General features: G+C 65.3%; 26 protein-coding genes. 14 read left to right on the forward strand and 12 right to left on the reverse strand.

The features are described from left to right. Positions 1–55 precede the first annotated feature (55 nt). The 8 genes from uraH to yacG all read left to right on the forward strand — a co-directional run bounded on the left by uraH (position 56) and on the right by yacG (position 7,635). Positions 56–409, forward strand: coding sequence for a hydroxyisourate hydrolase (gene uraH, locus IP91_RS17350; protein ID WP_145650351.1), 354 nt, complete (start codon positions 56–58; stop codon positions 407–409). Between the two features lie 246 nt (positions 410–655). After that, positions 656–1,927 carry an HlyC/CorC family transporter gene (locus tag IP91_RS17355; RefSeq protein ID WP_145650352.1) on the forward strand — a complete coding sequence of 424 codons (1,272 nt, stop codon included), beginning with the start codon at positions 656–658 and terminating at the stop codon, positions 1,925–1,927. A gap of 116 nt (positions 1,928–2,043) precedes the next feature. After that, positions 2,044–3,768 carry a type IV-A pilus assembly ATPase PilB gene (gene pilB, locus IP91_RS17360; protein WP_145650353.1) on the forward strand — a complete coding sequence of 575 codons (1,725 nt, stop codon included), beginning with the start codon at positions 2,044–2,046 and terminating at the stop codon, positions 3,766–3,768. 19 nt (positions 3,769–3,787) lie between these two features. Continuing rightward, positions 3,788–5,014, forward strand: a complete 1,227-nt coding sequence (locus tag IP91_RS17365; protein WP_145650354.1) for a type II secretion system F family protein — start codon at positions 3,788–3,790, stop codon at positions 5,012–5,014. A 66-nt stretch (positions 5,015–5,080) separates the two neighbouring features. After that, positions 5,081–5,956, forward strand: a complete 876-nt coding sequence (locus IP91_RS17370; protein WP_145650355.1) for a prepilin peptidase — start codon at positions 5,081–5,083, stop codon at positions 5,954–5,956. Positions 5,957–5,964: 8 nt separating this feature from the next. Beyond that, positions 5,965–6,591: a dephospho-CoA kinase gene (gene coaE, locus IP91_RS17375; RefSeq protein WP_145650356.1), complete on the forward strand. Its 627-nt coding sequence runs from the start codon at positions 5,965–5,967 to the stop codon at positions 6,589–6,591. 72 nt (positions 6,592–6,663) lie between these two features. Beyond that, positions 6,664–7,419: a cell division protein ZapD gene (gene zapD / locus IP91_RS17380; protein ID WP_145650357.1), complete on the forward strand. Its 756-nt coding sequence runs from the start codon at positions 6,664–6,666 to the stop codon at positions 7,417–7,419. 24 nt (positions 7,420–7,443) lie between these two features. Next, entirely contained in the window at positions 7,444–7,635 is a 192-nt protein-coding gene (gene yacG, locus IP91_RS17385) for a DNA gyrase inhibitor YacG (RefSeq protein ID WP_145650358.1), read from the forward strand. 65 nt (positions 7,636–7,700) lie between these two features. On the opposite strand, the gene IP91_RS17390 is transcribed toward yacG, so the two are convergent. The 6 genes from IP91_RS17390 to secA all read right to left on the reverse strand — a co-directional run bounded on the left by IP91_RS17390 (position 7,701) and on the right by secA (position 15,556). Beyond that, the gene (locus tag IP91_RS17390) at positions 7,701–8,105 is read right to left on the reverse strand and encodes an NUDIX domain-containing protein (RefSeq protein WP_145650359.1); all 405 of its coding nucleotides are present in this window, start codon (positions 8,103–8,105) and stop codon (positions 7,701–7,703) included. Beyond that, a complete protein-coding gene (locus IP91_RS17395) occupies positions 8,102–8,980 on the reverse strand; it encodes an ATP-binding protein (protein WP_145650360.1) in 879 nt (292 codons plus the stop codon). The genes IP91_RS17390 and IP91_RS17395 overlap by 4 nt, the downstream gene beginning before the upstream one ends. Continuing rightward, positions 8,980–10,215, reverse strand: a complete 1,236-nt coding sequence (argJ, locus tag IP91_RS17400) for a bifunctional glutamate N-acetyltransferase/amino-acid acetyltransferase ArgJ (protein WP_145650361.1) — start codon at positions 10,213–10,215, stop codon at positions 8,980–8,982. Before argJ ends, IP91_RS17395 begins: the two co-directional genes overlap by 1 nt. 131 nt (positions 10,216–10,346) lie before the next feature. Beyond that, complete coding sequence (locus IP91_RS17405) at positions 10,347–11,750, reverse strand: NAD-dependent succinate-semialdehyde dehydrogenase (protein ID WP_145650362.1); 1,404 nt, start codon at positions 11,748–11,750, stop codon at positions 10,347–10,349. Positions 11,751–11,839: 89 nt separating this feature from the next. Next, the gene (locus tag IP91_RS17410) at positions 11,840–12,649 is read right to left on the reverse strand and encodes a helix-turn-helix transcriptional regulator (RefSeq protein ID WP_145650363.1); all 810 of its coding nucleotides are present in this window, start codon (positions 12,647–12,649) and stop codon (positions 11,840–11,842) included. A 144-nt stretch (positions 12,650–12,793) separates the two neighbouring features. Beyond that, complete coding sequence (gene secA / locus IP91_RS17415; protein WP_145650364.1) at positions 12,794–15,556, reverse strand: preprotein translocase subunit SecA; 2,763 nt, start codon at positions 15,554–15,556, stop codon at positions 12,794–12,796. A 291-nt stretch (positions 15,557–15,847) separates the two neighbouring features. On the opposite strand from secA, the gene IP91_RS17420 reads away from it, so the two are divergent. Beyond that, the gene (locus IP91_RS17420) at positions 15,848–16,315 is read left to right on the forward strand and encodes a DciA family protein (protein ID WP_145650365.1); all 468 of its coding nucleotides are present in this window, start codon (positions 15,848–15,850) and stop codon (positions 16,313–16,315) included. A 60-nt stretch (positions 16,316–16,375) separates the two neighbouring features. Here the strand turns inward: IP91_RS17420 and lpxC are convergent, their stop codons facing one another. Further along, positions 16,376–17,311: a UDP-3-O-acyl-N-acetylglucosamine deacetylase gene (gene lpxC, locus IP91_RS17425; protein WP_145650366.1), complete on the reverse strand. Its 936-nt coding sequence runs from the start codon at positions 17,309–17,311 to the stop codon at positions 16,376–16,378. A 205-nt stretch (positions 17,312–17,516) separates the two neighbouring features. Between lpxC and IP91_RS17430 the strand changes: the two genes are divergently transcribed. Both IP91_RS17430 and IP91_RS17435 read left to right on the forward strand, forming a co-directional pair. Further along, positions 17,517–18,230, forward strand: a complete 714-nt coding sequence (locus IP91_RS17430) for a PEP-CTERM sorting domain-containing protein (RefSeq protein ID WP_145650367.1) — start codon at positions 17,517–17,519, stop codon at positions 18,228–18,230. 39 nt (positions 18,231–18,269) lie between these two features. Then, the gene (locus IP91_RS17435; protein WP_145650368.1) at positions 18,270–18,974 is read left to right on the forward strand and encodes a PEP-CTERM sorting domain-containing protein; all 705 of its coding nucleotides are present in this window, start codon (positions 18,270–18,272) and stop codon (positions 18,972–18,974) included. A gap of 1 nt (position 18,975) precedes the next feature. On the opposite strand, the gene IP91_RS17440 is transcribed toward IP91_RS17435, so the two are convergent. Continuing rightward, positions 18,976–19,818, reverse strand: coding sequence for a DMT family transporter (locus IP91_RS17440; RefSeq protein WP_145650581.1), 843 nt, complete (start codon positions 19,816–19,818; stop codon positions 18,976–18,978). A 172-nt stretch (positions 19,819–19,990) separates the two neighbouring features. Between IP91_RS17440 and IP91_RS17445 the strand changes: the two genes are divergently transcribed. From IP91_RS17445 to IP91_RS17455, 3 genes are all read left to right on the forward strand, one after another. Then, positions 19,991–20,482 (forward strand): SET domain-containing protein, encoded by a 492-nt coding sequence (locus IP91_RS17445; RefSeq protein WP_145650369.1) that lies wholly within the window; start codon positions 19,991–19,993, stop codon positions 20,480–20,482. A 277-nt stretch (positions 20,483–20,759) separates the two neighbouring features. Then, a complete protein-coding gene (locus IP91_RS17450) occupies positions 20,760–21,230 on the forward strand; it encodes a DUF2628 domain-containing protein (RefSeq protein ID WP_145650370.1) in 471 nt (156 codons plus the stop codon). Between the two features lie 138 nt (positions 21,231–21,368). After that, a complete protein-coding gene (locus IP91_RS17455) occupies positions 21,369–21,812 on the forward strand; it encodes a DUF2628 domain-containing protein (protein ID WP_145650371.1) in 444 nt (147 codons plus the stop codon). A 66-nt stretch (positions 21,813–21,878) separates the two neighbouring features. On the opposite strand, the gene IP91_RS17460 is transcribed toward IP91_RS17455, so the two are convergent. From IP91_RS17460 to IP91_RS17475, 4 genes are all read right to left on the reverse strand, one after another. After that, a complete protein-coding gene (locus tag IP91_RS17460; RefSeq protein WP_145650372.1) occupies positions 21,879–22,382 on the reverse strand; it encodes a peroxiredoxin in 504 nt (167 codons plus the stop codon). A 174-nt stretch (positions 22,383–22,556) separates the two neighbouring features. Next, positions 22,557–23,768 (reverse strand): cell division protein FtsZ, encoded by a 1,212-nt coding sequence (gene ftsZ, locus IP91_RS17465; RefSeq protein ID WP_145650373.1) that lies wholly within the window; start codon positions 23,766–23,768, stop codon positions 22,557–22,559. Positions 23,769–23,941: 173 nt separating this feature from the next. Next, positions 23,942–25,174, reverse strand: coding sequence for a cell division protein FtsA (ftsA, locus tag IP91_RS17470; RefSeq protein WP_145650374.1), 1,233 nt, complete (start codon positions 25,172–25,174; stop codon positions 23,942–23,944). 58 nt (positions 25,175–25,232) lie between these two features. Beyond that, positions 25,233–25,994 (reverse strand): cell division protein FtsQ/DivIB, encoded by a 762-nt coding sequence (locus tag IP91_RS17475; protein WP_145650375.1) that lies wholly within the window; start codon positions 25,992–25,994, stop codon positions 25,233–25,235. Positions 25,995–26,006 lie beyond the last annotated feature (12 nt).

The following is a 26,006-nucleotide window of genomic DNA, read 5'->3' on the forward strand; positions in this document are numbered from 1 at the left end:
GGGAAATGTGCCCGGCGGTATAAGATTGCTCCGATAGTCACATCAAGGATCCGATATGGGAAAACTCACCACGCACGTGCTGGACACCGCCCACGGCCGGCCTGGCGCCGGCGTCAAGGTCGCTTTGTATGCCGTCGAGGGCGGGGCCAGACAGTTGATCAGGGAAGACGTCACCAACGCGGACGGCCGCTGCGCCACCCCGCTGCTGGAAGGCGACACACTGCGGCCGGGCCGCTACGAGCTGGCCTTCGGCGCCGGCGACTACTTCGCCGCACTGGGCGTCGACCTCCCCTCGCCGCGCTTCATCGACACCGTCACGATCGCCTTCGGCATCGCCCACGCCGACCAGAACTACCACGTGCCACTGGTCGTCTCGCCGTGGTCCTACTCCACCTACCGCGGCAGCTGATACAGCCGAGCTCGTGTCACACCCCGGGGTCAGGCGTAGTGACACAATCTCAGCCGTAAGCGCTCGCCCGGCCCACTTCCCTATGCTGCACAGGATCTTGGCACACTACTGTCGAGTGCGTGTCACTACGCCTGACCCCACCATGTGACACGAGCTGAGCAGCAGGAGGCGGCGGTTGCACGGGGTCGGGGGTTACCGTAGAATTTGCCGCTCTGCGGTCGGTTTCCGCGCGATTCCTTCGATGTCTTGGACAACATTCCCTTATGGGTGCAGCTGCTTGCACTCGCCTGCCTGATCTTCCTGTCGGCCTTCTTCGCGATGGCCGAAACCGCCCTGATGGCGGCCAACAAGTTCCGCCTGCGCCACGAGGCCAAACGGGGCAGCCGCCGCGCGATTGCCACGCTGTGGCTGCTGGAGCGCACCGAGCGCCTGCTGTCGCTGGTGCTGATCGCGAACACGCTGCTCAATGCAATGGCGATCGCGCTGGTCACCGCCATCGCCATCACCCAGTTCGGGCTGGACGAGCACGTGATCCTCGTGGCGATCGGCATCGTGGTCTTCCTGCTGATCGTGGTGGCGGAGATCGCGCCGAAGATCATCGGCGCGCGCTATGCGGACCAGCTGGTGCTGCCGGCCAGCTTCATCCTGCGTCCGTTGCTGCGCGCGGCCAAGCCGCTCACCTGGTTCGTCAACCTGTTCGTCGAAACGCTGTTGCGCCTGTTCCGCGTCAAGCCGGCCGGCAATCCCCATGAATCGGGGCTGACGGCGGACGAATTGCGCTCCGTGCTGCTGGAAGCGGGCAACTTCATGCCGCAGAAGCACCGCAGCATCCTGCTCAACCTGTTCGACCTGGACCAGATCTCCGTCGAGGACGTGATGACGCCCCGCGCCCAGATCGAGGCGCTGAACCTGGCCGCACCGCTCGCCACGATCCGCCAGCAGCTGGCCGCCTGCCGGCACAACAAGCTGCCCGTCTACGATGGCGAGATCAACCAGATCACCGGCATCCTGCACGTGCGCAAGGCGCTGGCGCTGCTGGACGAAACCGGCGAGCCGGATCTCGCCCGCTTCCGCGCGCTGCTGTCCGCGCCCTACTTCATCCCGCAGGACACGGCCGCTCTGGCCCAGCTGCAGCACTTCCAGGAGCACCGCGAGCGGCTGGCCATCATCGTCGACGAGTACGGCGAGGTGCAGGGCCTCGTCACGCTGGACGACATCATCGAGGAAATGATCGGCGAGTTCACCACGTCGTCCACGCCGGCCGAGTCCAGCGCGGAGAGCTTTGGCTGGAACGGCGGCGAATGCCTGCTGGACGGCGCCACGGCGCTGCGCGACATCAACAAGCGGCTCGGATTACACTTCCCGCTCGACGGCCCGAAGACGCTGAACGGCCTGCTGCTGGAATACCTGCAGGACATTCCGGACGCGCCCACCAGCGTGCGGGTTGACGATTGCATCATCGAGGTTGTAAAAGTGCAAAATCAATCCGTCAAAGTCGTTAAATTGCGACAGCACTGAACGGAACTTCGCTTTACAAAGGTGATGCTCGCGGGCATCATTGATTGTTGGGGCGCTTTGTCGCCCTTCCGTCGCTGCAATCTTCATGGCGACTCCTTTGATCCGGTTCCCCCGCTATGGCAGCAGTCCAACCCAATACGGCGGCAGGCGCTCCCATACCAGGCCTGGCGCGTGCCCTGATGCAGGCGGGCCGCCTCACGGCCCCGCAGGCGGACGCCCTGCAGCGCAAGGCCGTCGCCGACAAGCTGCCCTTCATCGACGTGCTGCTGGCCAGCGGCAGCATCGGCCCGCACGATCTCGCCGTGTTCTGTTCCGAAACCTTCGCCTACCCGATGATGGACCTGCACGCGTTCAGCTTCGCCGCGCTGCCCGCCAAGATCATCGACCCGAAGCTGATGCAGAGCCAGCGCGTGGTGGCGCTGGCCAAGCGCGGCAACAAGATGTCGGTGGCGATCTCGGACCCCACCAACACGCAGGCGCTCGACCAGATCAAGTTCCACACCGAGTCCTCCGTCGAACCCGTGATCGTGGCGCACGACGCGCTGGTGCGCCTGCTGCACGAACTGTCGAAAAGCAGCGAGCAGCTGATCGGCGAGCTGGCCGGCGAGGAAGGCGAGATCCAGTTCGCGGAGGAACAGGAAGCGGCGTCCCAGGAAGCCCCGGCCACCGACGTGGAGGATGCGCCGATCGTGCGCTTCCTGAACAAGATGCTGATGGACGCCGTGAACATGGGCGCCTCCGACCTGCACTTCGAACCGTTCGAGAAGTTCTACCGCATCCGCTTCCGGGTCGACGGCGTGCTGATCGAGCATGCCCAGCCGCCGATCGCCATCAAGGACAAGCTGGTCTCGCGCATCAAGGTGCTGGCCAAGCTGGACATCTCGGAAAAGCGCGTGCCGCAGGATGGCCGCATGCGGCTGATCGTCTCGCCCACCAAGACCATCGACCTGCGCATCTCCACGCTGCCCACGCTGTTCGGCGAGAAGACCGTGATGCGGATCCTCGACGCCACGCAGGCGCAGATGGGCATCGATTCGCTGGGCTACGAGCCGGACCAGCGCGCGCTGCTGCTCGACGCGATCGCGCGCCCGTACGGCATGGTGCTCGTCACGGGGCCCACGGGGTCGGGCAAGACCGTGTCGCTGTACACCTGCCTGAACATCCTGAACAAGCCGGGCATCAATATCTCCACGGCGGAAGACCCGGCCGAGATCAACCTGCCCGGCGTGAACCAGGTGAACGTGAACGACAAGGCGGGCCTCACCTTCCCCGTCGCGCTGAAGTCCTTCCTGCGCCAGGATCCGGACATCATCATGGTCGGCGAGATCCGCGACCTCGAAACGGCGGACATCGCCATCAAGGCAGCGCAGACGGGGCACATGGTGTTCTCCACGCTGCACACCAACGACGCGCCGTCGACGCTCACGCGCATGATGAACATGGGCGTGGCGCCGTTCAACATCGCCTCCTCCGTCATCCTGATCACGGCGCAGCGGCTGGCACGGCGGCTGTGCACCTGCAAGCAGCCGGCCGACGTGCCGACCGACCGGCTGCTGTCGGCGGGCTTCCGCTCCGATGAACTGGACGGCAGCTGGAAACCCTACGGCCCGGTGGGCTGCGAACGCTGCAACGGTACCGGCTACAAGGGCCGCGTGGGCATCTACCAGATCATGCCGATCACGCCGGCGATCGAGAAGCTGATCCTCGCGCACGGCAACGCGATGCAGATCGCCGCGCAGGCGGCAACGGAAGGGGTCAAGACGCTGCGCCAGTCCGGCCTCGTGAAGGTGAAGGCGGGCCTGACGAGCCTCGAGGAAGTCCTGGGCTGCACGAACGAGTAGGAAGAACACGGGAACACATATGGCAAACGCGATCAGGGCACGGGATTCGGGCGTGAAGGAATCCATCTTCGCCTGGGAAGGCAAGGACAAGACCGGCAAGACGGTGCGCGGCGAACTGCGCGCTGGCGGCGAGGCAGTGGTGAACGTGACGCTGCGGCGCCAGGGCATCATGGTCACCAAGGTGAAGAAGAAGGTGTACCGCTCCGGGCGCAAGGTGACGGAGAAGGACATCTCGCTGTTCACGCGCCAGCTGGCCACGATGATGAAGGCCGGCGTGCCGCTGCTGCAGTCGTTCGACATCGTCGGCAAGGGCCACTCGAATCCGTCCGTGTCGAAGCTGATCCTGGACCTGCGCTCGGACATCGAGACGGGCACCAGCCTGAACCAGGCGTTCCGCAAGTTCCCGCTGTATTTCGACCCGCTGTTCTGCAACCTGGTGGGCGCCGGCGAACAGGCCGGCATCCTGGAAGACCTGCTGACCCGCCTGGCGATCTACAAGGAGAAGACGCTGGCCATGAAGGCCAAGATCAAGTCGGCATTGACGTATCCGATCGCGATCCTGGCGGTGGCGTTCATCGTCACGGCCGTGATCATGATCTGGGTGGTCCCCGCCTTCAAGGAAGTGTTCACGAGCTTCGGCGCCGACCTGCCGGCACCCACGCTGGTGGTGATGGCGATCTCGGAATTCTTCGTCAACTGGTGGTACCTGATCTTCGGCGGCCTGTTCTTCAGCATCTACTTCTTCTTCCAGGCCTGGCGCCGCTCGCTGAAGATGCAGCAGGCGATGGACCGGCTGCTGCTGAAGCTGCCGGTCTTCGGCGACGTGATCCGCAAGGCCACGATCGCCCGCTGGACGCGCACGCTGGCCACGATGTTCGCGGCCGGCGTGCCGCTGGTGGAAGCGCTCGACTCCGTGGGCGGCGCCTCCGGCAATGCCGTCTACCTGGAGGCCACGCGCAAGATCCAGAACGAGGTCTCCACGGGCACCAGCCTGACGGTGGCGATGCAGAACGTGGAAGTGTTCCCCAACATGGTCACGCAGATGGTGGCGATCGGCGAGGAATCCGGCGCGCTCGACAGCATGCTGGGCAAGGTCGCCGACTTCTTCGAGGAGGAAGTGGACGAGGCGGTGGCCTCGCTGTCGTCGCTGATGGAGCCGGCCATCATGGTCATCCTGGGCGTGCTGATCGGCGGCCTGGTGGTGGCGATGTACCTGCCGATCTTCAAACTGGGCTCGGTGGTGTAAGCTGCGCCTCAATCCAGGGGCGGGCAGCACGCGCTGTCCGCCGCGCCATAACGAACCGCCCACGCCATGTCCGAAGCCCTCTTCCTGTTTTCGCCGCCCGCCTACCTGCCCGCCGCCATCATCGCCGGCATCTTCGGCCTGCTGATCGGCAGCTTCCTGAACGTCGTCATCTACCGCATTCCGGTCATGATGCAGCGCGAGTCCGACAACTACGTGGCCAGCGAAAGCGGCCAGCCGCTGCCGCACACGGACCGCTTCAACCTGATGACGCCCCGCTCGCGCTGCGGCCATTGCGGCCACCAGATCACGGCGCTGGAGAACATCCCCGTCATCAGCTGGCTGGCGCTGCGCGGCAAGTGCAGCCGGTGCAAGGCGAAGATCCCGGCGCGCTATCCGCTGATCGAAGCATTCACGGGCGCGCTGTCCGCCGTGCTGGTCTGGCAGTTCGGCAGCGGCTGGACGGGCCTGGCCACGCTGCTGTTTGCCTACCTGCTGATCGCGATGACCTTCATCGACTTCGACACGCAGCTGCTCCCGGACGACCTGACGTATCCGCTGCTGTGGGCCGGCCTGCTGGTGAACCTGAACGGCACCTTCGTGCCGCTGCGCGACGCGGTGATCGGCGCAGCGGCCGGCTACCTGGTGCTGTGGTCCGTCTACTGGGCCTTCAAGCTGCTGCGCAACAAGGAGGGCATGGGCTACGGCGACTTCAAGCTGCTGGCGGCATTGGGCGCATGGCTGGGGTGGACGATGCTGCCGACGATCATCCTGCTGTCCTCCATCGTCGGCGCCATCGTCGGCATCAGCCTGATCGTGTTCGCCAAGCGGGGCCGCGACAATCCGATCCCGTTCGGTCCCTACCTGGCCGCGGCCGGCCTGATCGCGCTGCTGTTCGGCGCGCCGATCGCCGCCTTCACGCAGTCCTTCCTCACCGGCACCTGAGGCCGGCCATGACGGGCACCCGCTTCACCGTCGGCCTGACGGGCGGCATCGGCAGCGGCAAGAGCGCCGTGGCGCGCCTGTTCGCCGAACGGGGCGTCGATATCGTCGACACGGACCGGATCGCGCGCGGCCTCACCGCACCGCACGGCGCCGCGATGCCCGCCGTGCTGGCCGCATTCGGGGACGGCTTTGCCGATGCCGCCGGCGCCCTCGATCGTGCGAAGATGCGCGCGCTGGTGTTTGCCGATCCCGCCGCCAAGCGACGCCTGGAAGGCATCCTGCACCCGATGATCCGCGACGCCGTGCTGGCCGAGAGCCTGCTGGGCACCGGCCCTTACGTGATCTTCGATATTCCGCTGCTGGTGGAATCGGGCACCTGGAAGAGCCGCGTGGACCGCGTGCTGGTGGTCGACTGCCCGGAAGCGCTGCAGCTGGAGAGGGTCATCGCACGCAATGGCCTGCCGGAAGCGCAGGTGCAGGCGATCATGGCGGCACAGGCACCGCGGCAGGTCCGGCTGGCGGCGGCGGACGATATCGTCGACAACGGCGGGGCGATTGCCGCGCTGCCGCCCCAGATCGAACGGCTGCACAGCCGTTACTTAATATGCGCTGAAGGAAAAGTAAGAAACGATTAACAACGTTTGTAATTTTGCCTCGCATGGTTCAGAATCACGAGAATATTTCAGGTCTACCAACGAGGATTTGCTTTGATCGTTTATGAATATCCTTTCAACGAGCGCATACGTACGTTATTGCGCCTGGAGGACCTGTACGAGAAGTTCAAGTTTTTTGTGCACCAGGATCACCCGATGCAGCACCACGTGGCACTGGCCACGATCTTCGACATGCTGGAAGTGGCCGGCCGCGCCGACCTGAAATCGGACCTGCTGCAGGAACTGGAGCGCCAGAAGCAGACGCTGATGGGCTACCGCAGCAACCCCGCCGTGCAGACGGAAATGCTGGACGCGATCCTGGAAGAACTCGACAGTGCCGCCACCGCCCTCGTGGCCACGCAGGGCAAGACGGGCCAGAACGTGCGCGACAACGAGTGGCTGATGAGCATCCGCGGCCGTACCATCATTCCTGGCGGCGCCTGCGAATTCGACCTGCCGTCCTATTACGCCTGGCAGCAGCGCTCGTTCGAGCAGCGCTATGCCGACATCGCCACCTGGTTCGCGCCATTGGCACCGCTGTGCGATGCCCTGTCCCTCATCCTGCGGCTGCTGCGCAATTCCGGCGCGGCCAAGAAAATGATCGCAAATGCCGGCAGTTACCAGCAGATGTTGCAGGGGAAGGTCTTCCAGATGCTGCGGCTGACGGTGGATGGCGCGTTCGGCGCCATTCCCGAAATGTCGGCCAACAAATACATGCTATGGGTGCGTTTTACCAGCCAGGGCGGCGACTGCAAGCCGAAACCGCTGGAAGAGGACGTGCCGTTCGAACTGACGCTGTGCAGTTTCTGATTAATTCTGAAAAACGTTTTTGATATGCCAACCGTTGTCGATTGCCCTACCTGCGGTAAAAAAGTGGAGTGGAGCGAGAAAAACAAATACCGCCCCTTCTGTTCCGAACGCTGCAAGCAGATCGATCTGGGCGCCTGGGCCGAGGAGAAATACACGATACCCGGCGGTGCACCGACCGATCCGCTCGACGATCCGCTGGATGAAGGCAAGCAGTAATTGCCGAAAAAATGGGGACAGACCCCATTTTTCAGGAAATGTTTCTTGAAAAATGGGGTCTGTCCCTATTTTCGTTCGATCCACTGCAGCAGAGGGATGGTGGCCGGCAGCAGCGGCTCCACGCTGAACTCGCCCTGCCAGGCAAAGGCCTGACCCTCCAGGCTTTGCGGCTCCCCGCGCCACTCCCGGCTGATGAAAAAGTGCAGCCGCACGTGCGCGTGCTCGTACACGTGCTCCACCCCGCACCACTCCTCCGCCGACAGCACGGCGATCCCCAGTTCTTCCATGAACTCGCGCTGCAGCGCCTGGAAGATGGTCTCGCCCGGATCGACTTTCCCACCCGGGAATTCCCAGTAGCCCGCATACGGCTTGCCGGCCGGGCGCTGGCCCAGCAGCACGTCACCGTTCGGTTTCATCAGGATGCCGACAGCGACATCGACCGGCTGCGTGGATAGATGCGCCTCCGTCATGGCATCTTGCCCGCATGGTCGCGGGCGAACTGCCAGGCCACGCGGCCGGAACGCGAGCCGCGCTGCAGCGCCCAGCGCAGCGCATCGCCGCGGGCTGCCGCGATCTGCTCGGGCGTGCAGCCGAACGACGCCAGCCAGTGGCCGACGATGGCCAGGTAGTCGTCCTGCTTGAACGGATAGAACGACAGCCACAGGCCGAAGCGTTCGGACAGCGAGATCTTCTCCTCGACCGTCTCGCCGGGATGCAGGTCGCCGTCCTCGTCGTGCTTGTAGCTCATGTTCTCGGACATCTTCTCCGGCAGCAGGTGGCGGCGGTTCGACGTCGCGTAGATCAGCACATTGTCCGACTGCGCGGTGATGGAGCCGTCCAGCGCCACCTTCAGCGCCTTGTAGCCGCTCTCGCCTTCCTCGAACGACAGGTCGTCGCAGAACACGATGAAGCGCTCGGGCCGGCCGGCAACGAGGTCGATGATGTCCGGCAGGTCGGCCAGATCCGCCTTGTCCACTTCGATCAGGCGCAGCCCGCGGTCGGCAAAGCCGTTCAGGCAGGCCTTGATCAGCGAGGACTTGCCGGTGCCGCGCGCGCCCGTCAGCAGCACGTTGTTGGCCGGGCGGCCTTCCACGAACTGGCGCGTGTTCTGCTCGATCTGCGCCTTCTGCGTCGCGACGTTGTGCAGATCTTCGAGGCTGATCTTCGATGCATGCGCCACCGGCTGCAGCCAGCCCGAGGTTGCACCCATGACACCGCTGCGCTTGCGCCAGCGGAATGCAAACGCCGCGTCCCAGTCCGGCGCCGGCATGGCCGGCGGCAGCAGCGCCTCGACGCGGGCGAGCACCCGCTCGGCGCGCAGCAGGAAGTCTTCGAGTCCGGCCATCAGGAACGGTAGTCCGCGTTGATCGACACGTAGTCGTGCGACAGGTCGCAGGTGTACACGGTGGCCGCAGCGGCGCCGCGCGCCAGCTTCACGCGCACGGTGATCTCGCTCTGCTTCATGATGCGCTGGCCGTCTTCTTCCCGGTAGTCCGGATTGCGGCCGCCGTCTTTGGCCACCCACACATCGTCCAGCCACATGTTGATCTTCGCGACATCGAGTTCCACGCCGGCATAACCGATGGCGGCCAGGATGCGGCCCAGGTTCGGGTCGGAGGCGAAGAACGCCGTCTTCACCAGCGGCGAGTGGCCGATCGAGTAGGCGATCTTGCGGCACTCTTCCACCGACTCGCCCTCTTCGACGGTGATGGTGATGAACTTGGTGGCGCCCTCGCCGTCGCGCACGATGGCCTGGGCCAGGAAGACGGACAGTTCCGTGACGGCGGCTGCCAGTTCGCGGTATTCGGCCGAATCGACCGAATCGACCTCCAGCGTGCCGGCGCCGGTGGCGACCAGGATGAAGGAATCGTTGGTCGACGTGTCGCCATCGATCGTGATGCAGTTGAACGACTGGTCGGCCGCTTCCTTCACCAGCACTTCCAGCACCGGCTGCGCCACCTTCGCGTCGAACGCCAGGTAGCCCAGCATGGTCGCCATGTTCGGCTTGATCATGCCCGCGCCCTTGCTGATGCCCGTCAGCGTGACGGTGTGGCCGGCAATCGTGACGGTGCGCGAGCCGGCCTTCGGCTGCGTGTCCGTCGTCATGATGCCTTCCGCGGCGTTGAACCAGTTGTCAGCCTTCAGGTTCGCGACCGCGGCCGGCAGGCCCGCCTTGATCTTCTCGACCGGCAGCGGCTCCAGGATGACGCCGGTGGAGAACGGCAGGATCTGCTGCGCATCGATGCCCAGCTGCGGCGCCAGCGCATCGAGCGTGGCGCGCGCATTGGCCAGGCCCGCTTCGCCGGTGCCGGCATTGGCATTGCCCGTGTTGACGAGCAGCGCGCGGATCGGCTTGCCGCCGGCCTTCACGGCCGCCAGGTTGTCCTTCGAGATCTGCACGGGCGCGGCGCAGAAGCGATTCAGCGTGAACACGCCGGCCACGGTGGCGCCTTCGGCCAGCTTCATCACCAGCACATCCTTGCGGTTCGGTTTCTTGATGCCCGCTTCGGCATAGCCGATCTCGATCCCGTTGACGGGTTTCAGCTCGGCGGCGACGGGGATGGGGGAATTGACGGCCATGTTCGGGTTCTCGGGCAGGTAAAAGAGCCAATATTGTAATGCCTCGGCCCGCGCTGCGGAGTTCATGCCGGCGTGCGGGTGCGGCAACCCGAGCATGGTGCTGCTCCCGTCACTGCACGCGTCCCGCCAGTTCAGCCGACCGTCTTCACCCACACCGCCTGCGCATTGGTGAACTCGCGCAGGCCGAAGTGCGACAGCTCGCGGCCATAGCCGCTTTTCTTCACGCCGCCAGTGGGAATGCGCGGGTCCGTCAGCGAGAAGCCGTTGACGAACACGCCGCCCGTTTCCAGGCGCCGGGCGATGCGCTGCGCCTGCACCGTGTCGCCCGTCCACAGCGCGCCACCCAGCCCGTAATCGCTCGTGTTGGCCAAAGCGATCGCGTGCTCGACATCGTCGGCCGCCTTGATGGCGGCCACCGGGCCGAAGGTCTCCTCGTCAAACGCGGCCATGCCGGGCACCACGCCGGCCAATACCGTCGGCGCATAGAAATTGCCGGCGCCAGGCAGCTTTTCGCCGCCCAGCAGCAGCGTCGCACCGGCCGCGATCGTGCGCTGCACCTGGCCGTGCAGCTCTTCGAGCAGGTCGGCGCGCGCCATCGGCCCCATCGTGGTGGCCGGGTCCAGCGGATCGCCGACGGTCACCTGCCGCGCGGCGGCCACGAACTTGCGCGTGAACTCCTCCAGCACAGGCCGCTCGACGATGAAGCGCTTGGCGGCCAGGCACACCTGCCCGGCGTTCTGGAAGCGTGCGTGGACGGCGGCCTTGACGGCCAGGTCGATGTTCGCGTCGGCCAGCACGATGAACGCGTCGGAACCGCCCAGCTCCAGCAGGCTTTTCTTCAGCGCCCGGCCGGCCAGCGCGGCGATGGCCGCACCGGCGCGGGCACTGCCGGTCAAGGTCACCGCCGCGATGCGCGGATCGCCGATGACGCGCGCCACCGTGTCGTTGTCGGCATTCAGGCTGGCGAACAGGCCCCGCGGGAAACCGGCGGCCTCGTAGAGTTCCTGCAGTGCGAACGCGGCGCCCATCACGTTCGGCGCATGCTTGAGCACGAAGCCGTTCCCGGACAACATGATGGGGCCGGCGGCACGGATCACCTGCCACAGCGGGAAGTTCCACGGCATCACGGCCAGCACCGTGCCGATCGGCAGATACGACACGAATACCTGGTCGCCGCCCTCGACCGGCACCGGCTCGTCGGCCAGGAGCGCGGGACCGTGTGCCACCAGCCACTCGAGGGAGCCGGCGCATTTCTCCACTTCGGCGCGCGCGGCCGCGAGCGTCTTGCCCATCTCGCTGGTCATCAGTGTCGCCAGGCGTTCGCTGTTCTCGCGCAGCAGCGCGGCCAGGCGGCGATAGGCTGATACGCGTTCGGCGATCGGCGTGTCGCGCCACTGCCGCTGGGCTGCGGCGTTCGCGCCCAGCAGCTGCTCGACCTCGGCAGCGGTGTGGAACGGGTAATTGGCGATCAGTGCGCCGCTGGCCGGATTGCGCGAGACGGCGCCGGCGGGGGAAAGGGGATCGAGTTTCGACATACGGCCTCCATGACGGTTTGCAGCAGCAAGCACTGCCTGTTCAATCACTGTAGACCTGTCGCGCGGGCCGGGGAAGGCGTCCCGTGATCCTATGAGTGCCGCTCCCAGGCAGGCTCGCGCGGCATGTAGGTCACCAGCGACAGGTCCGGCCGGCCCACCGGGGTCAGTGCCAGGTACGTGTAGGCGACCTGCGCGCCGCCGGGCAGCCGCAGGATCTTGCCGCCCTCGTCGAAGATCTTGACGTCCGTATCGCCCCACCAGGCGCTGAATTCCGGGCTCAGGTCGGACAGCTCGGCCACCAGCGCGTCGAACGGCGCCTTGTCCTGGGCCTGGGCACGCGCGGCGCGGAAGGTGGAGAGCATGCTGCGCGCCATCTGCGCCCAGTCGACGATGCGGGTGCGGAACGGCTCGTGCAGGAACAGCAGGCGCAGCGTGTTGCGCTCGTGCGGCTGCAATGCGGCGTAATCGACGAACAGGTCGGCGACGGCGGCGTTCCAGACCAGGATGTCGAGCCGCGTGTTGCGCACGTAGGCTGGAACATCGATGGCACGCACCAGCTGTTCCAGTCCATCGCTGACGGGACCGTTGCCGGCTGGCGGCGGTGGCGGCTGGCGTGCGGCCAGCGCGAACAGGTGGGCCGCTTCGGCCTGGTCCAGCCGCAGGACATCGCCGATGCGGCGCAGCGCATCGGCCGACGGATGGATTTCGCGGCCCTGCTCCAGCCAGGTGTACCAGCTGACGCTGACGCCGGCCAGCAGCGCCACTTCCTCGCGGCGCAGTCCCGGCGTGCGGCGCGGGCCGGCAGGCAGGCCGAAGTCGGTGGGCTGCAACCGCGCGCGGCGGCTGCTGAGGAAGGCGCCCAGTTCGCGGCGCTGTTCGGGAGAAGGATGGTCGGACATCGCGGAACCCTGCGGAGGAGGAAGCGGAATCGGCGTCGGCGTCGGAATACGAATTGGAATCGGAATGAAGCCGGAATCGGAATCGGCGGAAGCAGAATGCAAAAAACCGGAGCGTACCCCGGTTTTTCTCGCTGCGTCAGCCCATCAGGCCAGCTTGCCGTGGCAGGCCTTGTACTTCTTGCCGCTGCCGCAAGGGCAAGGGTCGTTGCGGCCGATCTTCGGGCCGACCTGCACTTCGGCGGCCGGCGTGGTGGTGGTCACCGAGATCGGTGCCAGCAGCTCTTCCGGCGCCGCGTTCGGGTCGAAGTCGGCGTGCTGGTAATGCACGTTCTCCAGCTGCGTGGCGGCCATGGCCGCTTCGGCCGCTTCCACTTCCTCGCGGGACTGGATACGCACCGTCATCACCAGGCGCACGACCTCGTTCTTGATCATGTCCAGCATCTGGGCGAACAGCTCGAACGCTTCGCGCTTGTATTCCTGCTTCGGGTTCTTCTGCGCATAGCCGCGCAGGTGGATACCCTGACGCAGGTGGTCCAGCGCGGCCAGGTGTTCGCGCCAGTGGCTGTCGACACCCTGCAGCATCACGCTGCGTTCGAAGCCGCCGAACGATTCCTTGCCGACGATGGCGATCTTGCTGTTGTAGACCTCGTCCGCCGCCGCCGTCACGCGCTCGACGATGTCTTCGTCCGTCAGGTTGTTTTCCTTCTCCAGCATCTCCGCCAGCGGCACGTTGATCTGCCACTCGGCCGCCAGCGCAGCCTGCAGGCCCGGCACGTCCCACTGCTCTTCGACCGATTCGGCCGGCACGTACTGGCGCACCACTTCCTCGAACACGCCGTGGCGCAGGTTCTGGATCATCTCGGAGATGTCGGTCGCTTCCAGCAGTTCGTTGCGCTGCTGGTAGATCACCTTGCGCTGGTCGTTGGCCACGTCGTCGTATTCGAGCAGCTGCTTGCGCACGTCGAAGTTGCGCGCCTCGACCTTGCGCTGCGCCGATTCGATCGAGCGCGTGACGATGCCCGCCTCGATCGGTTCGCCTTCCGGCATCTTCAGGCGTTCCATGATGGCGCGCACGCGGTCGCCCGCGAAGATGCGCAGCAAAGGATCGTCCAGCGACAGGTAGAAGCGGGACGAGCCCGGGTCGCCCTGGCGGCCGGAACGGCCACGCAGCTGGTTGTCGACGCGGCGCGATTCATGGCGCTCGGTGCCGATGATGTGCAGGCCACCGGCCGCCACCACCTTCTCGTGCAGCGCCTGCCAGCCGTCGCGCAGCCTGGCCGATTGCGCGGCCTTCTCCGCATCCGACAGGGCCGGATTGGCCTCGACGAACTGGATCTGCTTCTCGACGTTGCCGCCCAAAACGATGTCGGTCCCGCGGCCCGCCATGTTGGTGGCGATGGTGATGGCCTGCGGCGAACCGGCCTGCGCGATGATCTCGGCCTCGCGGGCGTGCTGCTTGGCGTTCAGCACGTTGTGCGGCAGCTTGGCCTTGTCGAGGATCCCCGACAGCAGCTCGGAGTTCTCGATCGACGTGGTACCCACCAGCACCGGCTGGCCGCGCTCGTAGCACTCGCGGATGTCGGTGACCATCGCCATGTATTTTTCCTGCGCCGACTTGTACACCTGGTCCTGCTTGTCCTTGCGGGCGGACGGGCGGTTCGGCGGCACCACCACGGTCTCGAGGCCGTAGATGTCCTGGAACTCGAACGCTTCCGTGTCGGCGGTACCCGTCATGCCGGCCAGCTTGCCGTACATGCGGAAGTAGTTCTGGAACGTGATCGAGGCCAGCGTCTGGTTCTCGTTCTGGATCTTGACGCCTTCCTTCGCCTCGACGGCCTGGTGCAGGCCGTCGGACCAGCGGCGGCCCGTCATCATGCGGCCGGTGAATTCGTCGACGATGACCACTTCGCCGTGCTGCACGACGTAATGCTGGTCCTTGTGGTACAGCGCATGGGCGCGCAGCGCCGCATACAGGTGGTGCACCAGCGTGATGTTGGCCGAGTCGTACAGCGACGCGCCTTCCGGCAGCAGGCCCATCTGCGTGAGGATCGCCTCGGCCTTCTCGTGGCCCGCTTCCGTCAGCAGCACCTGGTGCGCCTTCTCGTCCTTCGTGTAGTCGCCCGGGACTTCGACGTTGCCGCCGCCGTCCGGCTTCTCTTCGCCGATCTGCAGGGTCAGCTGGGGCGGCACGGTATTGATCTTGTGGTACAGGTCCGTGTGGTTCTCGGCCTGGCCGGAGATGATCAGCGGAGTGCGCGCCTCGTCGATCAGGATCGAGTCGACTTCATCGACGATGGCGTAGTTCAGGCCGCGCTGCACGCGGTCGCGGATCTCGAACACCATGTTGTCGCGCAGGTAGTCGAAACCGAATTCGTTGTTGGTGCCGTAGGTGATGTCGGAACCGTAGGCTTCCTGCTTGACGGCATGGTCCATCTGCGACAGGTTGATGCCCGTCGTCAGGCCCAGCCAGCGGTACAGCTTGCCCATCGTTTCCGCATCGCGCTGGGCCAGGTAATCGTTGACCGTGACGATGTGCACGCCCTTGCCGGACAGCGCGTTCAGGTAGGCCGGCAGCGTGCCGGTCAGCGTCTTGCCCTCGCCCGTGCGCATCTCGGCGATTTTCCCGTAGTGCAGCACCATGCCGCCCAGCAGCTGGACATCGAAGTGGCGCATCTTGAAGACGCGCTTCGACGCCTCGCGGCACACGGCGAATGCCTCGACCAGCAGGTCGTCCAGCGACTCGCCGTTGGCGACGCGGGCCTTGAAGGCGGGCGTTTTCGCCTGCAGTTCGGCGTCCGACAGCTGTTCGTACTGCGACTCGAGCGCATTGATCTCGTTGACAGTCTTCTGGTATTGCTTGAGGAGCCGCTGGTTACGGCTGCCGAAAATCCGGGTCAGTAAGGACATGCTTGAATTTCTTGAATAAACGCCGTTTAAAAAAGACCGCTGTGCGGGAGGGGTTTCCGCCCGTGCCCAGGGTACCTGCCCCACGACTATGGCAAAAGACCATGATTTTAGCACGGGGGTACATGGGGCTGCCCGAACGGTAAGACAATAGCCTGATGGGAAATATTAACATCCAGCATTAACCGGAGCGGTACGGCTGGCCGCCCGCGGCGCCTGCCGGGGGACGCGAAGCCGGCCCGACGGTGCCCATCCTCCGCTGCACACCCGGCGCGGCTATGCTAAGGTGCGCGAATGCGATTCAACTCACCGAACCAGACCCGCACCGCCGTTGGCGCCACGGATTTCCTGCGCTATCACGACAAGCTGGCAGCCCTGCTGCCCGCCGTCCAGCGCATGGCACAGCTGCAACAGGACTGCGCGCGCGTGCTGCCGGCCGCGTTCGGCCTGTGCGAGATCCTGTCGTTCGAGGCGGGGCTGCTGGTGCTGTCGACGCCCAACGCGTCGGTCGCCGCCAAGCTTAAACAGCAATTGCCAAAACTGCAAGAGACGCTGGCGCAAAAAGGCTGGCAGGTCGACAGCGTGAAGTTGAAGGTGCAGATGATGAAGGCGATGTCGACACCGCCCGTGGAGCGCCGTCCGCTGGTGATCCCGGCAGTGGGTGTCGATTCGTTCGCCGAGCTGTCCGACGCGCTCGAACCAACCAAGGCCAACGCCACGCTGATCGCCGCGCTGAAGAACCTGGTCGCGCACCGGCGCTAGCTTACTGCCCAGCTCGTGTCCGTGTCGGGGTCTGACCCCATGGTGGACACGAGCTCGGCCTTAGTTGTATTCCCACTCCTGCTCGAGCTGGCGCGCATACGATGGCGGGGCCTGGTCGGCGGAGTCGTAGGTGACGATCTCGTAGGCATCCGGCCGGGCCAGCAGTTCGCGCAGCAGGCGGTTGTTCAGCGCGTGGCCGGACTTGTGGGCCTCGTAGGCGCAGATCAGCGGGTGGCCGATCACGTACAGGTCGCCGATCGCGTCCAGGATCTTGTGGCGCACGAATTCGTCGTCGTAGCGCAGGCCGTCGGGATTCAGGACACGGTACTCATCCATCACGATGGCGTTTTCCAGCGAGCCGCCGCGCGCCAGGCCGATCCCGCGCAGCATTTCCACATCCTGCATGAAGCCGAAGGTACGGGCGCGCGCCACGGCCTGGATGTACGACTGCGTGCCGAAATCGATCTGCGCGCGCTGCGCCGTGCCGTCGACGGCCGGGTGATTGAATTCGATGAAGAAGTCCAGCTTGAAGCCGTCGTGCGGCACGAGGCGGGCCCACTTCTCGTTGGCGCCCTGGCCATCGCGCACTTCGACGGGCTTCAGGATGCGCAGGAACTGTTTCGGCGCGTCCTGCTCGGCCAGGCCGGCCTGCTGCAGCAGGAACACGAACGACGAGGCCGAGCCGTCCATGATGGGAATCTCTTCGGCCGTCACGTCGACAAACAGGTTGTCGATACCGAGACCCGCGCAGGCGGACATCAGGTGCTCGATCGTCGAGACGCGTGCGCCGTCGCGGATCATCACCGTCGCCATCCGGGTGTCGCCGATCTCAAGCGGCCCCACGGGGAACACCACCGGCGGCGTCAGGTCCACGCGCGCGAAGACGATGCCCGTGCCGGGCGGGGCCGGCCGCAGGGTCAGTTCGACCTTGGTGCCGGAGTGCACGCCGACACCGATGGTGCGGACGGTTTCCTGGATGGTTCGTTGTTTCAGCATTTCACGATTATATCGAGATTCGACGGCTGGCGTTCCCGGCCGTGGCTTCGCCTCGACAAGTTGAAACGACGATAACGTCGGCCGCCATGACAGGTTGCCGGGACACGCTGCGGCCATCGCCCTGCCCATCCCGATGTTCGCTCTGCACGCAGCGGCTGGCATGGCCGTTGCAATCTCCTCCCGCATGGACTGTCGGGAGAACGCCATGACATCGCCGCACATGCTTGCCGTCCTGCTGCTGATCGCCAGCAGCGCCGCCGCCGCGCTGGCTGCCGCGACACCCTTGCTGCAGAACGGCGGCTTCGAAGCCGGCTTCACCGGCTGGACCGTCGTCGACCGTCCCGGCAGCGCCGGCACCTGGTTCGCGCACGCGGGAACGGCCACCCCGCTCAGCTCGATCGCGACCGTGGGCGCGCACGGCGGCAGCACCTATGCCGTGACGGACCAGTTCAACCCCGGCACCCACGCGCTGCTCCAGGGCTTTGGCGTGGCACCGGGCGCCGCATCGGTGACCCTGGACTTCAGCATGTTCGTCAACTCCTATGGCGCCTTCGCCCCGCACAACGGCGAGCTCGATCACACCACGCCGCGCGCGCAATTCGGCCGCGTCGACCTGCTGTCGGCCGGCGCCGATCCGTTCGACACGGGCGCCGGCGTGCTGCGCAACTTCTACTTCGGCATCGACGATCCGTCCACCAATCCCCATCCCTACACCGACTACACGTTCGACATCACGCCGCTGGTGGCGGCCGGGGGGAACTACCAGCTGCGTTTCGCGGCGGTGGAAACGGACTTCTTCCTGCACCTGGGGGTGGACGACGTGAGCATCGACGCCGTGTTCGCAGTGCCGGAACCGGACAGCCTGGCCCTGCTGGGGCTGGGCCTTGGCGGCCTGGTGGCGGTGCGCCGGCGCGCCTGAGCAGGATCGGATATCGAAACACCTCTACAGGAGAACATCATGAAAACACTGCAATCCCTGGCCGCACTGCTGCTGGTTGCCGGCACGGCCGCCACCGCCACGCCGCTGCTGCAGAACGGCGGCTTCGAAGCGGGGCTCGCCAACTGGACCGCCATCGATCGTCCGAACAGCGCCGGCAGCTGGTTCGCGAACACAGGCACGACCACGCCAGTGTCGAATTTCTCCACCGTCGGCGCGCACGGCGGCGTGGGCTATGCCGTGACCGACCAGGTCAATCCCAGCACCCACGCGCTGCTCCAGTCCTTCAACGTGGCCCCTGGCGCCACGTCGGTGATCCTCACCTTCAGCATGTTCGTGAACTCGTATGCGGATTTCTTCCCGAACGGCGGCGTGCTCGATCACCTCACCGGCCAGCCGGCGCAATTCACCCGCGTCGATCTGCTGACGGCCGGCGCGGATCCGTTCGACACGGGCGCCGGCGTGCTGCAGAATTTTTACTTCGGCATCGATGACCCGGCCACGAACCCGCACCCGTACACGGACTACACGTTCGATATCACGGCGCTGGTGGCGGCCGGCGGCACTTACCAGCTGCGCTTTGCCGCGGTGGAGACGGAGTTCTTCCAGCACGTGGGCGTGGACGACGTGAGCATCGACGCGGCCTTTGCCGTCCCCGAACCGGGCAGCCTCGCTCTGCTGGGACTGGGCCTGGGCGCCCTGGCGCGGACGCGGCGCCGCCGCTGAATCAGGGGTGCTCCGCCTCGCTGTGCACGGCCTCGCGCCGCACCAGGTAGATGCCGCTGGCGATGATGATCGCGGCGCCCGTCAACGTCCAGCGGTCCGGCAGCGTGTTCCAGATCGCCCAGTCGATCGCCACGCTCCACGCCAGCCCGGTGTACTCGAACGGCGCCACGATGGACGCCTTGCCGATGCTGAATGCCTTCGTGATCGCCATCTGGCCCAGGAAGCCGGAGGTGGCCAGCAGCGCGATCACGGGCCAGTCGTCCCAGCGCAGCGGCACCCAGCCGGGCAGCGCCAGCGGCAGCGCACCGGCCCCCATCAGCACCAGTACCCAGAACATGATGTGTTCGTTGGAATCGGTACGGCTGAGGATGCGGCTGGCGATCGCCGACACGGCATAGCCCGTGGCGGCCGCCAGCACGGCCAGTCCCGCCAGCGAAATGAAGTTCAGGCCGCTCGGCCGCAGCACCACCAGCACGCCGCCCAGTCCGACGAAGATCGCCAGCCACTGCCGGCCGTCGACGCGCTCCTTCAGGATGAACACCGACAGCGCCGTGATCAGCGCCGGCGCGATGAAGAACAGCGAATACGCTTCGGCCAGCGGCAGCGATTTGAGGCCCCAGGCGAACACCGTCAGCATGACCACGCCCAATGCGCCGCGCAGCAGGTGCAGCGGCCAGCGCACCCGCAGGATGCCGCGGAACTTGCCCCGCCAGGCGATGAACGCACACACCAGCGGCAGCGACGTCAGCGCGCGCAGCACCGTCACCTGCACGGCCGGATAGTGGCCGGCCAGCAGCTTCATCGAGGTGTCCATCAGCGCGAACATGGCCACGGCGGCGATCATCGCGTAGATGCTGTGCAGGTTTTCCTTGGCGTCGGGTTTCAAGCGCGATCCTGTGAGTGGCGGATCGGCCATTGTACGCAATGCCCGGGGCTGTTGTTAAGCCGCCCGGTGCATCGCGATTTGCTATCGTGCGGCTATCGTATCTGACCGGCAGGCACGGTAAGATGCAGAAATGACCACATCCGCCAAGAAACCCCTGCCCCTCTACGAAGTGCACGAGTCCCCGATTCATGGCCGCGGCGTGTTCGCCCGCCGCAAGATCCCGGCCGGCGCCCGCATCATCGAATACACGGGCGAAATCGTCGACTGGGACGAAACCTGCCGCCGTACCGCCGCGAAGGGCGGCCCGATCAACCACACGTTCTTCTTCACGCTGAACAACGGCCTGCTGATCGACGGCGGCGCCAACGGCAACGAGGCGCGCTTCATCAACCACTCGTGCGCGCCGAACTGCGAAGCGATGGAAGACGAGGACCGCGTCTACATCCACGCGCTGCAGGATATCGAGAAGGGCGAGGAACTGAACTACAACTACGGCCTCATCTACGACGAGCGCCACACGCCGGCCGTGAAGAAGGCTTTCGCCTGCCACTGTGGCGCGCCCGAATGCACAGGCGTGATGCTGGCGCCGAAAAAGCGCTCGCGCAAGAAAGCGGCCGCGTAGCATTCCCACAACATCCGCCCTGCCGCTCGGGGGCGCGATGGTAGCAACCACTCCCTCGCCCCCGGCTGACCGGCCGCAAACGCCGTGCGGGGCATTTCGATGGCCTCCTCTAGAGAACCGCCTCCGCACTTGGTGCCACGCAAAAGACAGTGCCGCCTTGACAATTGATGAGTAGACAATTTTTGCGGATCGATATAGTCGAGCTCGCTCTATAGCCGCGCTCGCTCTATCCCCGCTCGTCCAATCGCCGCTTCATCATCCATTGCCCGGAGGCCTTATGTCGATCTGCCATCACTGCGGTACCCACTTCATCACGAGCCCGCTGTGCACGGCATGCCGGCCGACCAGCGCCATTGCCAGCTGCACGCCGCCGGAGTTCGCCGTGCCGCAGCGCCTGCCGCTTGTGTGGCGCGAGAAATTCGGCGCCATCGACCGCGCCGGCGGCGTGACGCTGGCCAAGCTGGCGCAGCTGCCCCTGCCCGATCGGCTACGCATCCGCTGCAATGTCTTCGCCCTGCTGTTCGGCGCCGCCTACTACGCGTGCAAGGGCATGTGGAAGCGCGGCCTGTCGCTGGCGCTGCTGATGGCGGCCCTCACGCTGCTGATGATGAGCGCCGCGGACCTGGCCGGCATCGCCCCTGAACTGGCGCGCAACGTGGGCATCAGCATCGCCGCCTTCGTCTATGCCTACCGCGCCAACCTGGACTACTACAAGCAGGCCGTGCTGGGGGACGACAGCTGGTGGTAGATCGCGGCGCTGCATGAAGGCGCAAGCATGGAAGCAATGGTGAGTTTGCCCAGCCGCAATATCCTGAGCTCACCGGATTCTTAAGCTTACAGCTCGACGACGCCGGACCCGCCGGCGTCAACCATAGGAGAGCTCGAGATGGTGCGCTGCGAACATTGCAATACCGGCTACAGTGCCGGCAACGGCTGTTTTGGTTGCGGTCATGACCTTGGCCGAGGGCTCGAAGCGCTGTCGCCGGCCTGGCGGCGGCGCTTCGCATTGATCGAACAGGCTGGCGGCCCGACTTTCGAAAAAATCCGCACGTTGCCGTTACGCGAGCGCTTCAGAGCTGCGTTCAACGTATGGGCACTTTTCTTCGGGCCATTCTATTTCATGGCGAAGGGCATGTGGAAACGTGCCATCACGCTGACGGTCGCGCTGATCGGCTCGAACTTTGCTGTGAATGTAATTCTCGCTGCGATGGGTGCGCCGGAGGGCGCCGCCGACGCCGCTTTCCACGCTGGCGGCCCCGTGACATTTGCAGCCGTCTGCAATCTGGCCTATTACAAGGCCAAGGTGCTTGGCGACTGGGGTTGGTGGTAGGGATAGCGACGACGCAATAAAAAAACCCGGAGCGCGCTCCGGGTCTTGCATTGCAGCCGATGCAGCTTACAGCTGGCCCAGCAGCGTCTCCGCATTCGACACTTCGAACTTGCCGCCCTGCTCCACGTTGAGCTGCTTCACGACGCCATCCTCGACCAGCAGCGAGTAGCGCTGCGAGCGCGTGCCCATGCCGAACTTCGAGAAATCCGCGTCCAGGCCCAGCGCCTTCGTGTAGGCGGCGTTCCCGTCGCCCATCATGCGCACGATGCCGGTGGCCTTCTGTTCGCGGCCCCAGGCGCCCATCACGAACGCGTCGTTGACGGCGATGCACCAGATCTCGTCCACGCCCTTTTCCTTGAACTGATCCGCATGCTGGATGAAGCCGGGCACGTGCTTGGCCGAGCAGGTGGGCGTGAAGGCGCCCGGCAAGCCGAAGATGGCGATCTTCTTGCCCTTCACCAGATCCTGCACGTTGAACGTGTTCGGACCCAGCGAGCACGCTTCGGTTTCGACTTCGACGAATTCGGACAGCGTGCCTTCCGGCAGCGTGTCGCCGATCTTGATGGTCATGGTGGACTCCTGTGTATGGCATAAAAAAAGCCGCGCAAGGGTGAAGCACCCAGGGCGCGGCAGCGCTGGCAAAGTATGCCAGAGCGTGAGCGAATCCGCTCGAAGACGCTGCCCCCTCTCTCGAAGGACAGCGCCAGGGCACCCGGGCTTACGGGTACCTGCGTGATCCTCTGATCAATCAGCCTGCTTGCGCAGGAAAGCCGGAATATCGTAGGTTTCCATGCCGTTCTTCTCCATCGCGCGCACCTGTTCGGAAGCGGATTCGCGACGCCACACGGCCGGGGCCTTCATGCCTTCGAACGCATGGTTGCCGCCGGCGGCGCCCACGCCCATCGACACGGACGTGGTGCCCGGGATGCCGCCCATCGCGCCCTGGATCGGCGCGTTGTTGGTCCCCGTGCGCAGCATCTGCTGCGGCACCAGCTGGACGTGGCGCTTGGCCTTGCCCAGGCCGGTCGCCACGACCGTCACGCGGATCGCGTCGCCCATGTTGTCGTCGTACGCGATACCCTGCGCGATCGACGCGTCCGGTGCGGCGAAGGCACGCACGGCGGCCATGACTTCCTTGATTTCCTTGCCCTTCAGGCCGCGGCTGGCCGTGACATTGACCAGCACGCCGCGCGCGCCGGACAGGTCCACGCCGTCCAGCAGCGGCGAAGCGACCGCCTGCTCCGCCGCGATGCGTGCGCGGTCAACACCTTCGGCCGTGGCCGTGCCCATCATGGCCTTGCCCTGCTCGCCCATGATCGTCTTCACGTCGTTGAAGTCGACGTTGATGTGGCCCGGCACGTTGATGATCTCGGCAATGCCGGCCACCGCGTTGTTCAGCACATCGTCGGCATGCTGCAGCCATTCGATCAGCGATTCGTCTTCGTAGATCTCTTCGAGCTTCTCGTTCAGGATCACGATCAGCGAGTCGACGTTCTCGGACAGCAGTTCCAGGCCGTCGTCGGCGATTTCCATGCACTTCTGGCCTTCGTGCGAGAACGGCTTCGACACCACGGCGACCGTCAGGGCACCCAGCGACTTGGCGATTTCCGCGACGATCGGCGCCGCGCCGGTGCCGGTACCGCCGCCCATGCCGGCCGCGATGAACACCATGTGCGCGCCGCGCAGCGAGTCTTCGATCCGTGCGCGCGATTCCTCGGCCAGCTTGCGGCCCACTTCCGGCTTCATGCCCGCACCCAGGCCGGTCTCGCCGATCTGGATGACGTTGTCGGCCTTGGAGGTCGACAGCGCCTGGGCATCGGTGTTGGCGGCGATGAACTCGACGCCGCTCATGCCCTTGTTGATCATGTGCTGCACCGCGTTGCCACCCGCGCCGCCCACGCCGACCACCTTGATCACCGTTCCCAGTGATGCGTTATCGACCATATCGAACTCCATGATGTGCTCCTAAAAGTATTGCGGCTTCCAAGCGCCAACCCTCATATCGGTAGAAGACCTGGCGCTTGAAAACTGCGAAAATTTGAAATGACCCGACCCTGTTTGGTAATACGTGCTGCCTGTGATTTGCTGCCTGTGACTTGCTGCCTGTGTTCCGCTGCCGTGCTGCCGTCCTAGAAATTACCCAGGAACCATTCCTTCATGCGTTGCCACACCGCCTTCACCGAACCGTCCTGGCGCGTCACGATATGCCCGCGCAGATACTGCTTCTTCGCTTCCTGGAGCAGGCCGAGCACGGTGGCGTAGCGGGGGCTGCGCACCACGTCGGCCAGCTGGCCGCGATAGTCCGGCGTGCCGAGGCGCGCCGGTTTCAGGAAGATGTCTTCCGCCATTTCCACCATGCCGGGCATGATGGCCGTGCCGCCGGTGAGCACGATGCCGGACGAGAGCACGCCCTCGTAGCCGGACTCGCGCACCACCTGGTGCACCATGGCGAACAGTTCCTCCACGCGCGGCTCGATGACGGCAGCCAGCGCCTGGCGGGACAGGTTGCGGGGACCGCGGTCGCCCAGGCCCGGCACTTCCAGGTGTTCGCCCGGATCTGCCAGCACCTGCTTCGCCACGCCATAGCGGATCTTGATTTCTTCCGCTTCCGTGGTGGGGGTCCGCAAGGCCATCGCGATGTCGTTGGTGATCTGGTCGCCGGCGATCGGAATCACTGCCGTATGGCGGATCGCGCCGTCCGAGAACACTGCAACGTCGGTGGTGCCGCCGCCGATATCGATCAGCACTACACCCAATTCCTTTTCATCCACCGTCAGCACGGCGTCGGCCGATGCCATCGGCTGCAGGATCAGGTCGGAGACCTCGAGCCCGCAGCGGCGCACGCACTTGACGATGTTCTGCACGGCGCTCACTGCGCCGGTCACGATATGGACTTTGACTTCGAGGCGGATACCGCTCATGCCGATGGGTTCGCGCACATCTTCCTGGCTGTCGACGATGAATTCCTGCGGCACGGTGTGCAGCAGCTGCTGGTCGGTCGGGATATTAACCGCCTTCGCCGTTTCGATGACGCGCGCCACGTCCGTGGCCGTCACTTCCTTGTCCTTGATGGCCACCATGCCGCTCGAATTGAAGCTGCGGATATGGCTACCCGCGATGCCCGCGTAGACATTGCGGATCTTGCAGTCGGCCATCAGCTCGGCCTCCTCGAGCGCGCGCTGGATCGATTCCACCGTCGCCTCGATATTGACCACCACGCCTTTTTTCAGGCCCCGCGATTCGTGCTGCCCCAGCCCGATCACTTCGTGGCGGCCATCGCCCATCACCTCGGCCACCACGGCCACCACTTTCGAGGTGCCGATGTCGAGACCGACGATCAGGTTTTTCGCGTCTTTTGTCATCTTCTGTGCCTGCCCAATTCGTTCGATAGCTGTGCTAAATATTTTTGAATGCGTGGTATTACTTGGTTTTCTCGGCCGGGATCTTCAGTCCCGTCGCCGCCAGCGCCAGGCCGTTCTGGTAGCGCATGTCGATCGTTTCGATGTCCGGCACGCGCGCCGCCAGCTGCGGCCAGATCGACACCAGCCGGTCGACCCGGTCCTTCAGCGTGCGTGGCGTCTGTTCGCGGCCCAGCGCCACGCTGGTGCCGTTATCGAGCATCACCGTCCAGGCATAGCGGCCCGACAGCGCCAGGCCTTCCGGCACCAGCTTCGCCGGCGCGAACCACTTGCGCAGCTCGGCGTAGCGGGCCAATACTTCCTTCTCGCTGCCGTCCGGTCCGGAGAACTGCGGCAGCTCGTGATCCTCTTCCGCCTCGGCCAGGTTGGCGGTGAAGACATCGCCCTTCACCGACAGCAGGCGGCCATCCTCGCCCCAGGTGCCCAGTGCCTCGTGCTCTTCCACTTCCACGATCAGCTGGTCCGGCCATTCGCGCCGCACCGTGGCGCGCCGCACCCACGGCACCGCCTCGAACACCTGGCGCACGTTCTCCAGGTTCGCCGTGAAGAAGTTACCGCGGATGCGGCCCTGCGTGCCGTTCTTCAGCGTCAGCAGGTTCACGTGGCGCAGGTCCGCGCTGGCCAGCGCCTCGACGCGGATCGTGCGCAGGTTGAACACGGGCCGGTGCGCCAGCCAGTAGACGCCGGCGGCCACGCAAACGCCGAACACCAGGGCATAGATGCCGTTGGCGGTTGCGTTCAGGGCTTTCGCGTCTTGCCACATCTCGTGCCGTCC

Source organism: Pseudoduganella lurida, from assembly GCF_007830455.1.
Lineage (GTDB): Bacteria > Pseudomonadota > Gammaproteobacteria > Burkholderiales > Burkholderiaceae_D > Rugamonas > Rugamonas lurida.

Coding starts and splice junctions, on each gene's coding strand:
- lpxC (WP_145650366.1), bottom strand. CDS start 17,311: ATGCTGAAACAACGAACCATCCAGGAAACCGTCCGCACCATCGGTGTC.
- IP91_RS17395 (WP_145650360.1), bottom strand. CDS start 8,980: ATGGCCGGACTCGAAGACTTCCTGCTGCGCGCCGAGCGGGTGCTCGCC.
- ftsA (WP_145650374.1), bottom strand. CDS start 25,174: ATGACAAAAGACGCGAAAAACCTGATCGTCGGTCTCGACATCGGCACC.
- ftsZ (WP_145650373.1), bottom strand. CDS start 23,768: ATGGAGTTCGATATGGTCGATAACGCATCACTGGGAACGGTGATCAAG.
- IP91_RS17475 (WP_145650375.1), bottom strand. CDS start 25,994: ATGTGGCAAGACGCGAAAGCCCTGAACGCAACCGCCAACGGCATCTAT.
- IP91_RS17440 (WP_145650581.1), bottom strand. CDS start 19,818: ATGATCGCCGCCGTGGCCATGTTCGCGCTGATGGACACCTCGATGAAG.
- coaE (WP_145650356.1), top strand. CDS start 5,965: ATGACGGGCACCCGCTTCACCGTCGGCCTGACGGGCGGCATCGGCAGC.
- IP91_RS17420 (WP_145650365.1), top strand. CDS start 15,848: ATGCGATTCAACTCACCGAACCAGACCCGCACCGCCGTTGGCGCCACG.
- IP91_RS17370 (WP_145650355.1), top strand. CDS start 5,081: ATGTCCGAAGCCCTCTTCCTGTTTTCGCCGCCCGCCTACCTGCCCGCC.
- secA (WP_145650364.1), bottom strand. CDS start 15,556: ATGTCCTTACTGACCCGGATTTTCGGCAGCCGTAACCAGCGGCTCCTC.
- argJ (WP_145650361.1), bottom strand. CDS start 10,215: ATGGCCGTCAATTCCCCCATCCCCGTCGCCGCCGAGCTGAAACCCGTC.
- IP91_RS17405 (WP_145650362.1), bottom strand. CDS start 11,750: ATGTCGAAACTCGATCCCCTTTCCCCCGCCGGCGCCGTCTCGCGCAAT.
- IP91_RS17460 (WP_145650372.1), bottom strand. CDS start 22,382: ATGACCATCAAGATCGGCGACACGCTGCCGGAAGGCACGCTGTCCGAA.
- IP91_RS17455 (WP_145650371.1), top strand. CDS start 21,369: ATGGTGCGCTGCGAACATTGCAATACCGGCTACAGTGCCGGCAACGGC.
- IP91_RS17410 (WP_145650363.1), bottom strand. CDS start 12,649: ATGTCCGACCATCCTTCTCCCGAACAGCGCCGCGAACTGGGCGCCTTC.
- IP91_RS17445 (WP_145650369.1), top strand. CDS start 19,991: ATGACCACATCCGCCAAGAAACCCCTGCCCCTCTACGAAGTGCACGAG.
- IP91_RS17435 (WP_145650368.1), top strand. CDS start 18,270: ATGAAAACACTGCAATCCCTGGCCGCACTGCTGCTGGTTGCCGGCACG.
- yacG (WP_145650358.1), top strand. CDS start 7,444: ATGCCAACCGTTGTCGATTGCCCTACCTGCGGTAAAAAAGTGGAGTGG.
- IP91_RS17430 (WP_145650367.1), top strand. CDS start 17,517: ATGACATCGCCGCACATGCTTGCCGTCCTGCTGCTGATCGCCAGCAGC.
- IP91_RS17450 (WP_145650370.1), top strand. CDS start 20,760: ATGTCGATCTGCCATCACTGCGGTACCCACTTCATCACGAGCCCGCTG.
- uraH (WP_145650351.1), top strand. CDS start 56: ATGGGAAAACTCACCACGCACGTGCTGGACACCGCCCACGGCCGGCCT.
- IP91_RS17390 (WP_145650359.1), bottom strand. CDS start 8,105: ATGACGGAGGCGCATCTATCCACGCAGCCGGTCGATGTCGCTGTCGGC.
- IP91_RS17365 (WP_145650354.1), top strand. CDS start 3,788: ATGGCAAACGCGATCAGGGCACGGGATTCGGGCGTGAAGGAATCCATC.
- pilB (WP_145650353.1), top strand. CDS start 2,044: ATGGCAGCAGTCCAACCCAATACGGCGGCAGGCGCTCCCATACCAGGC.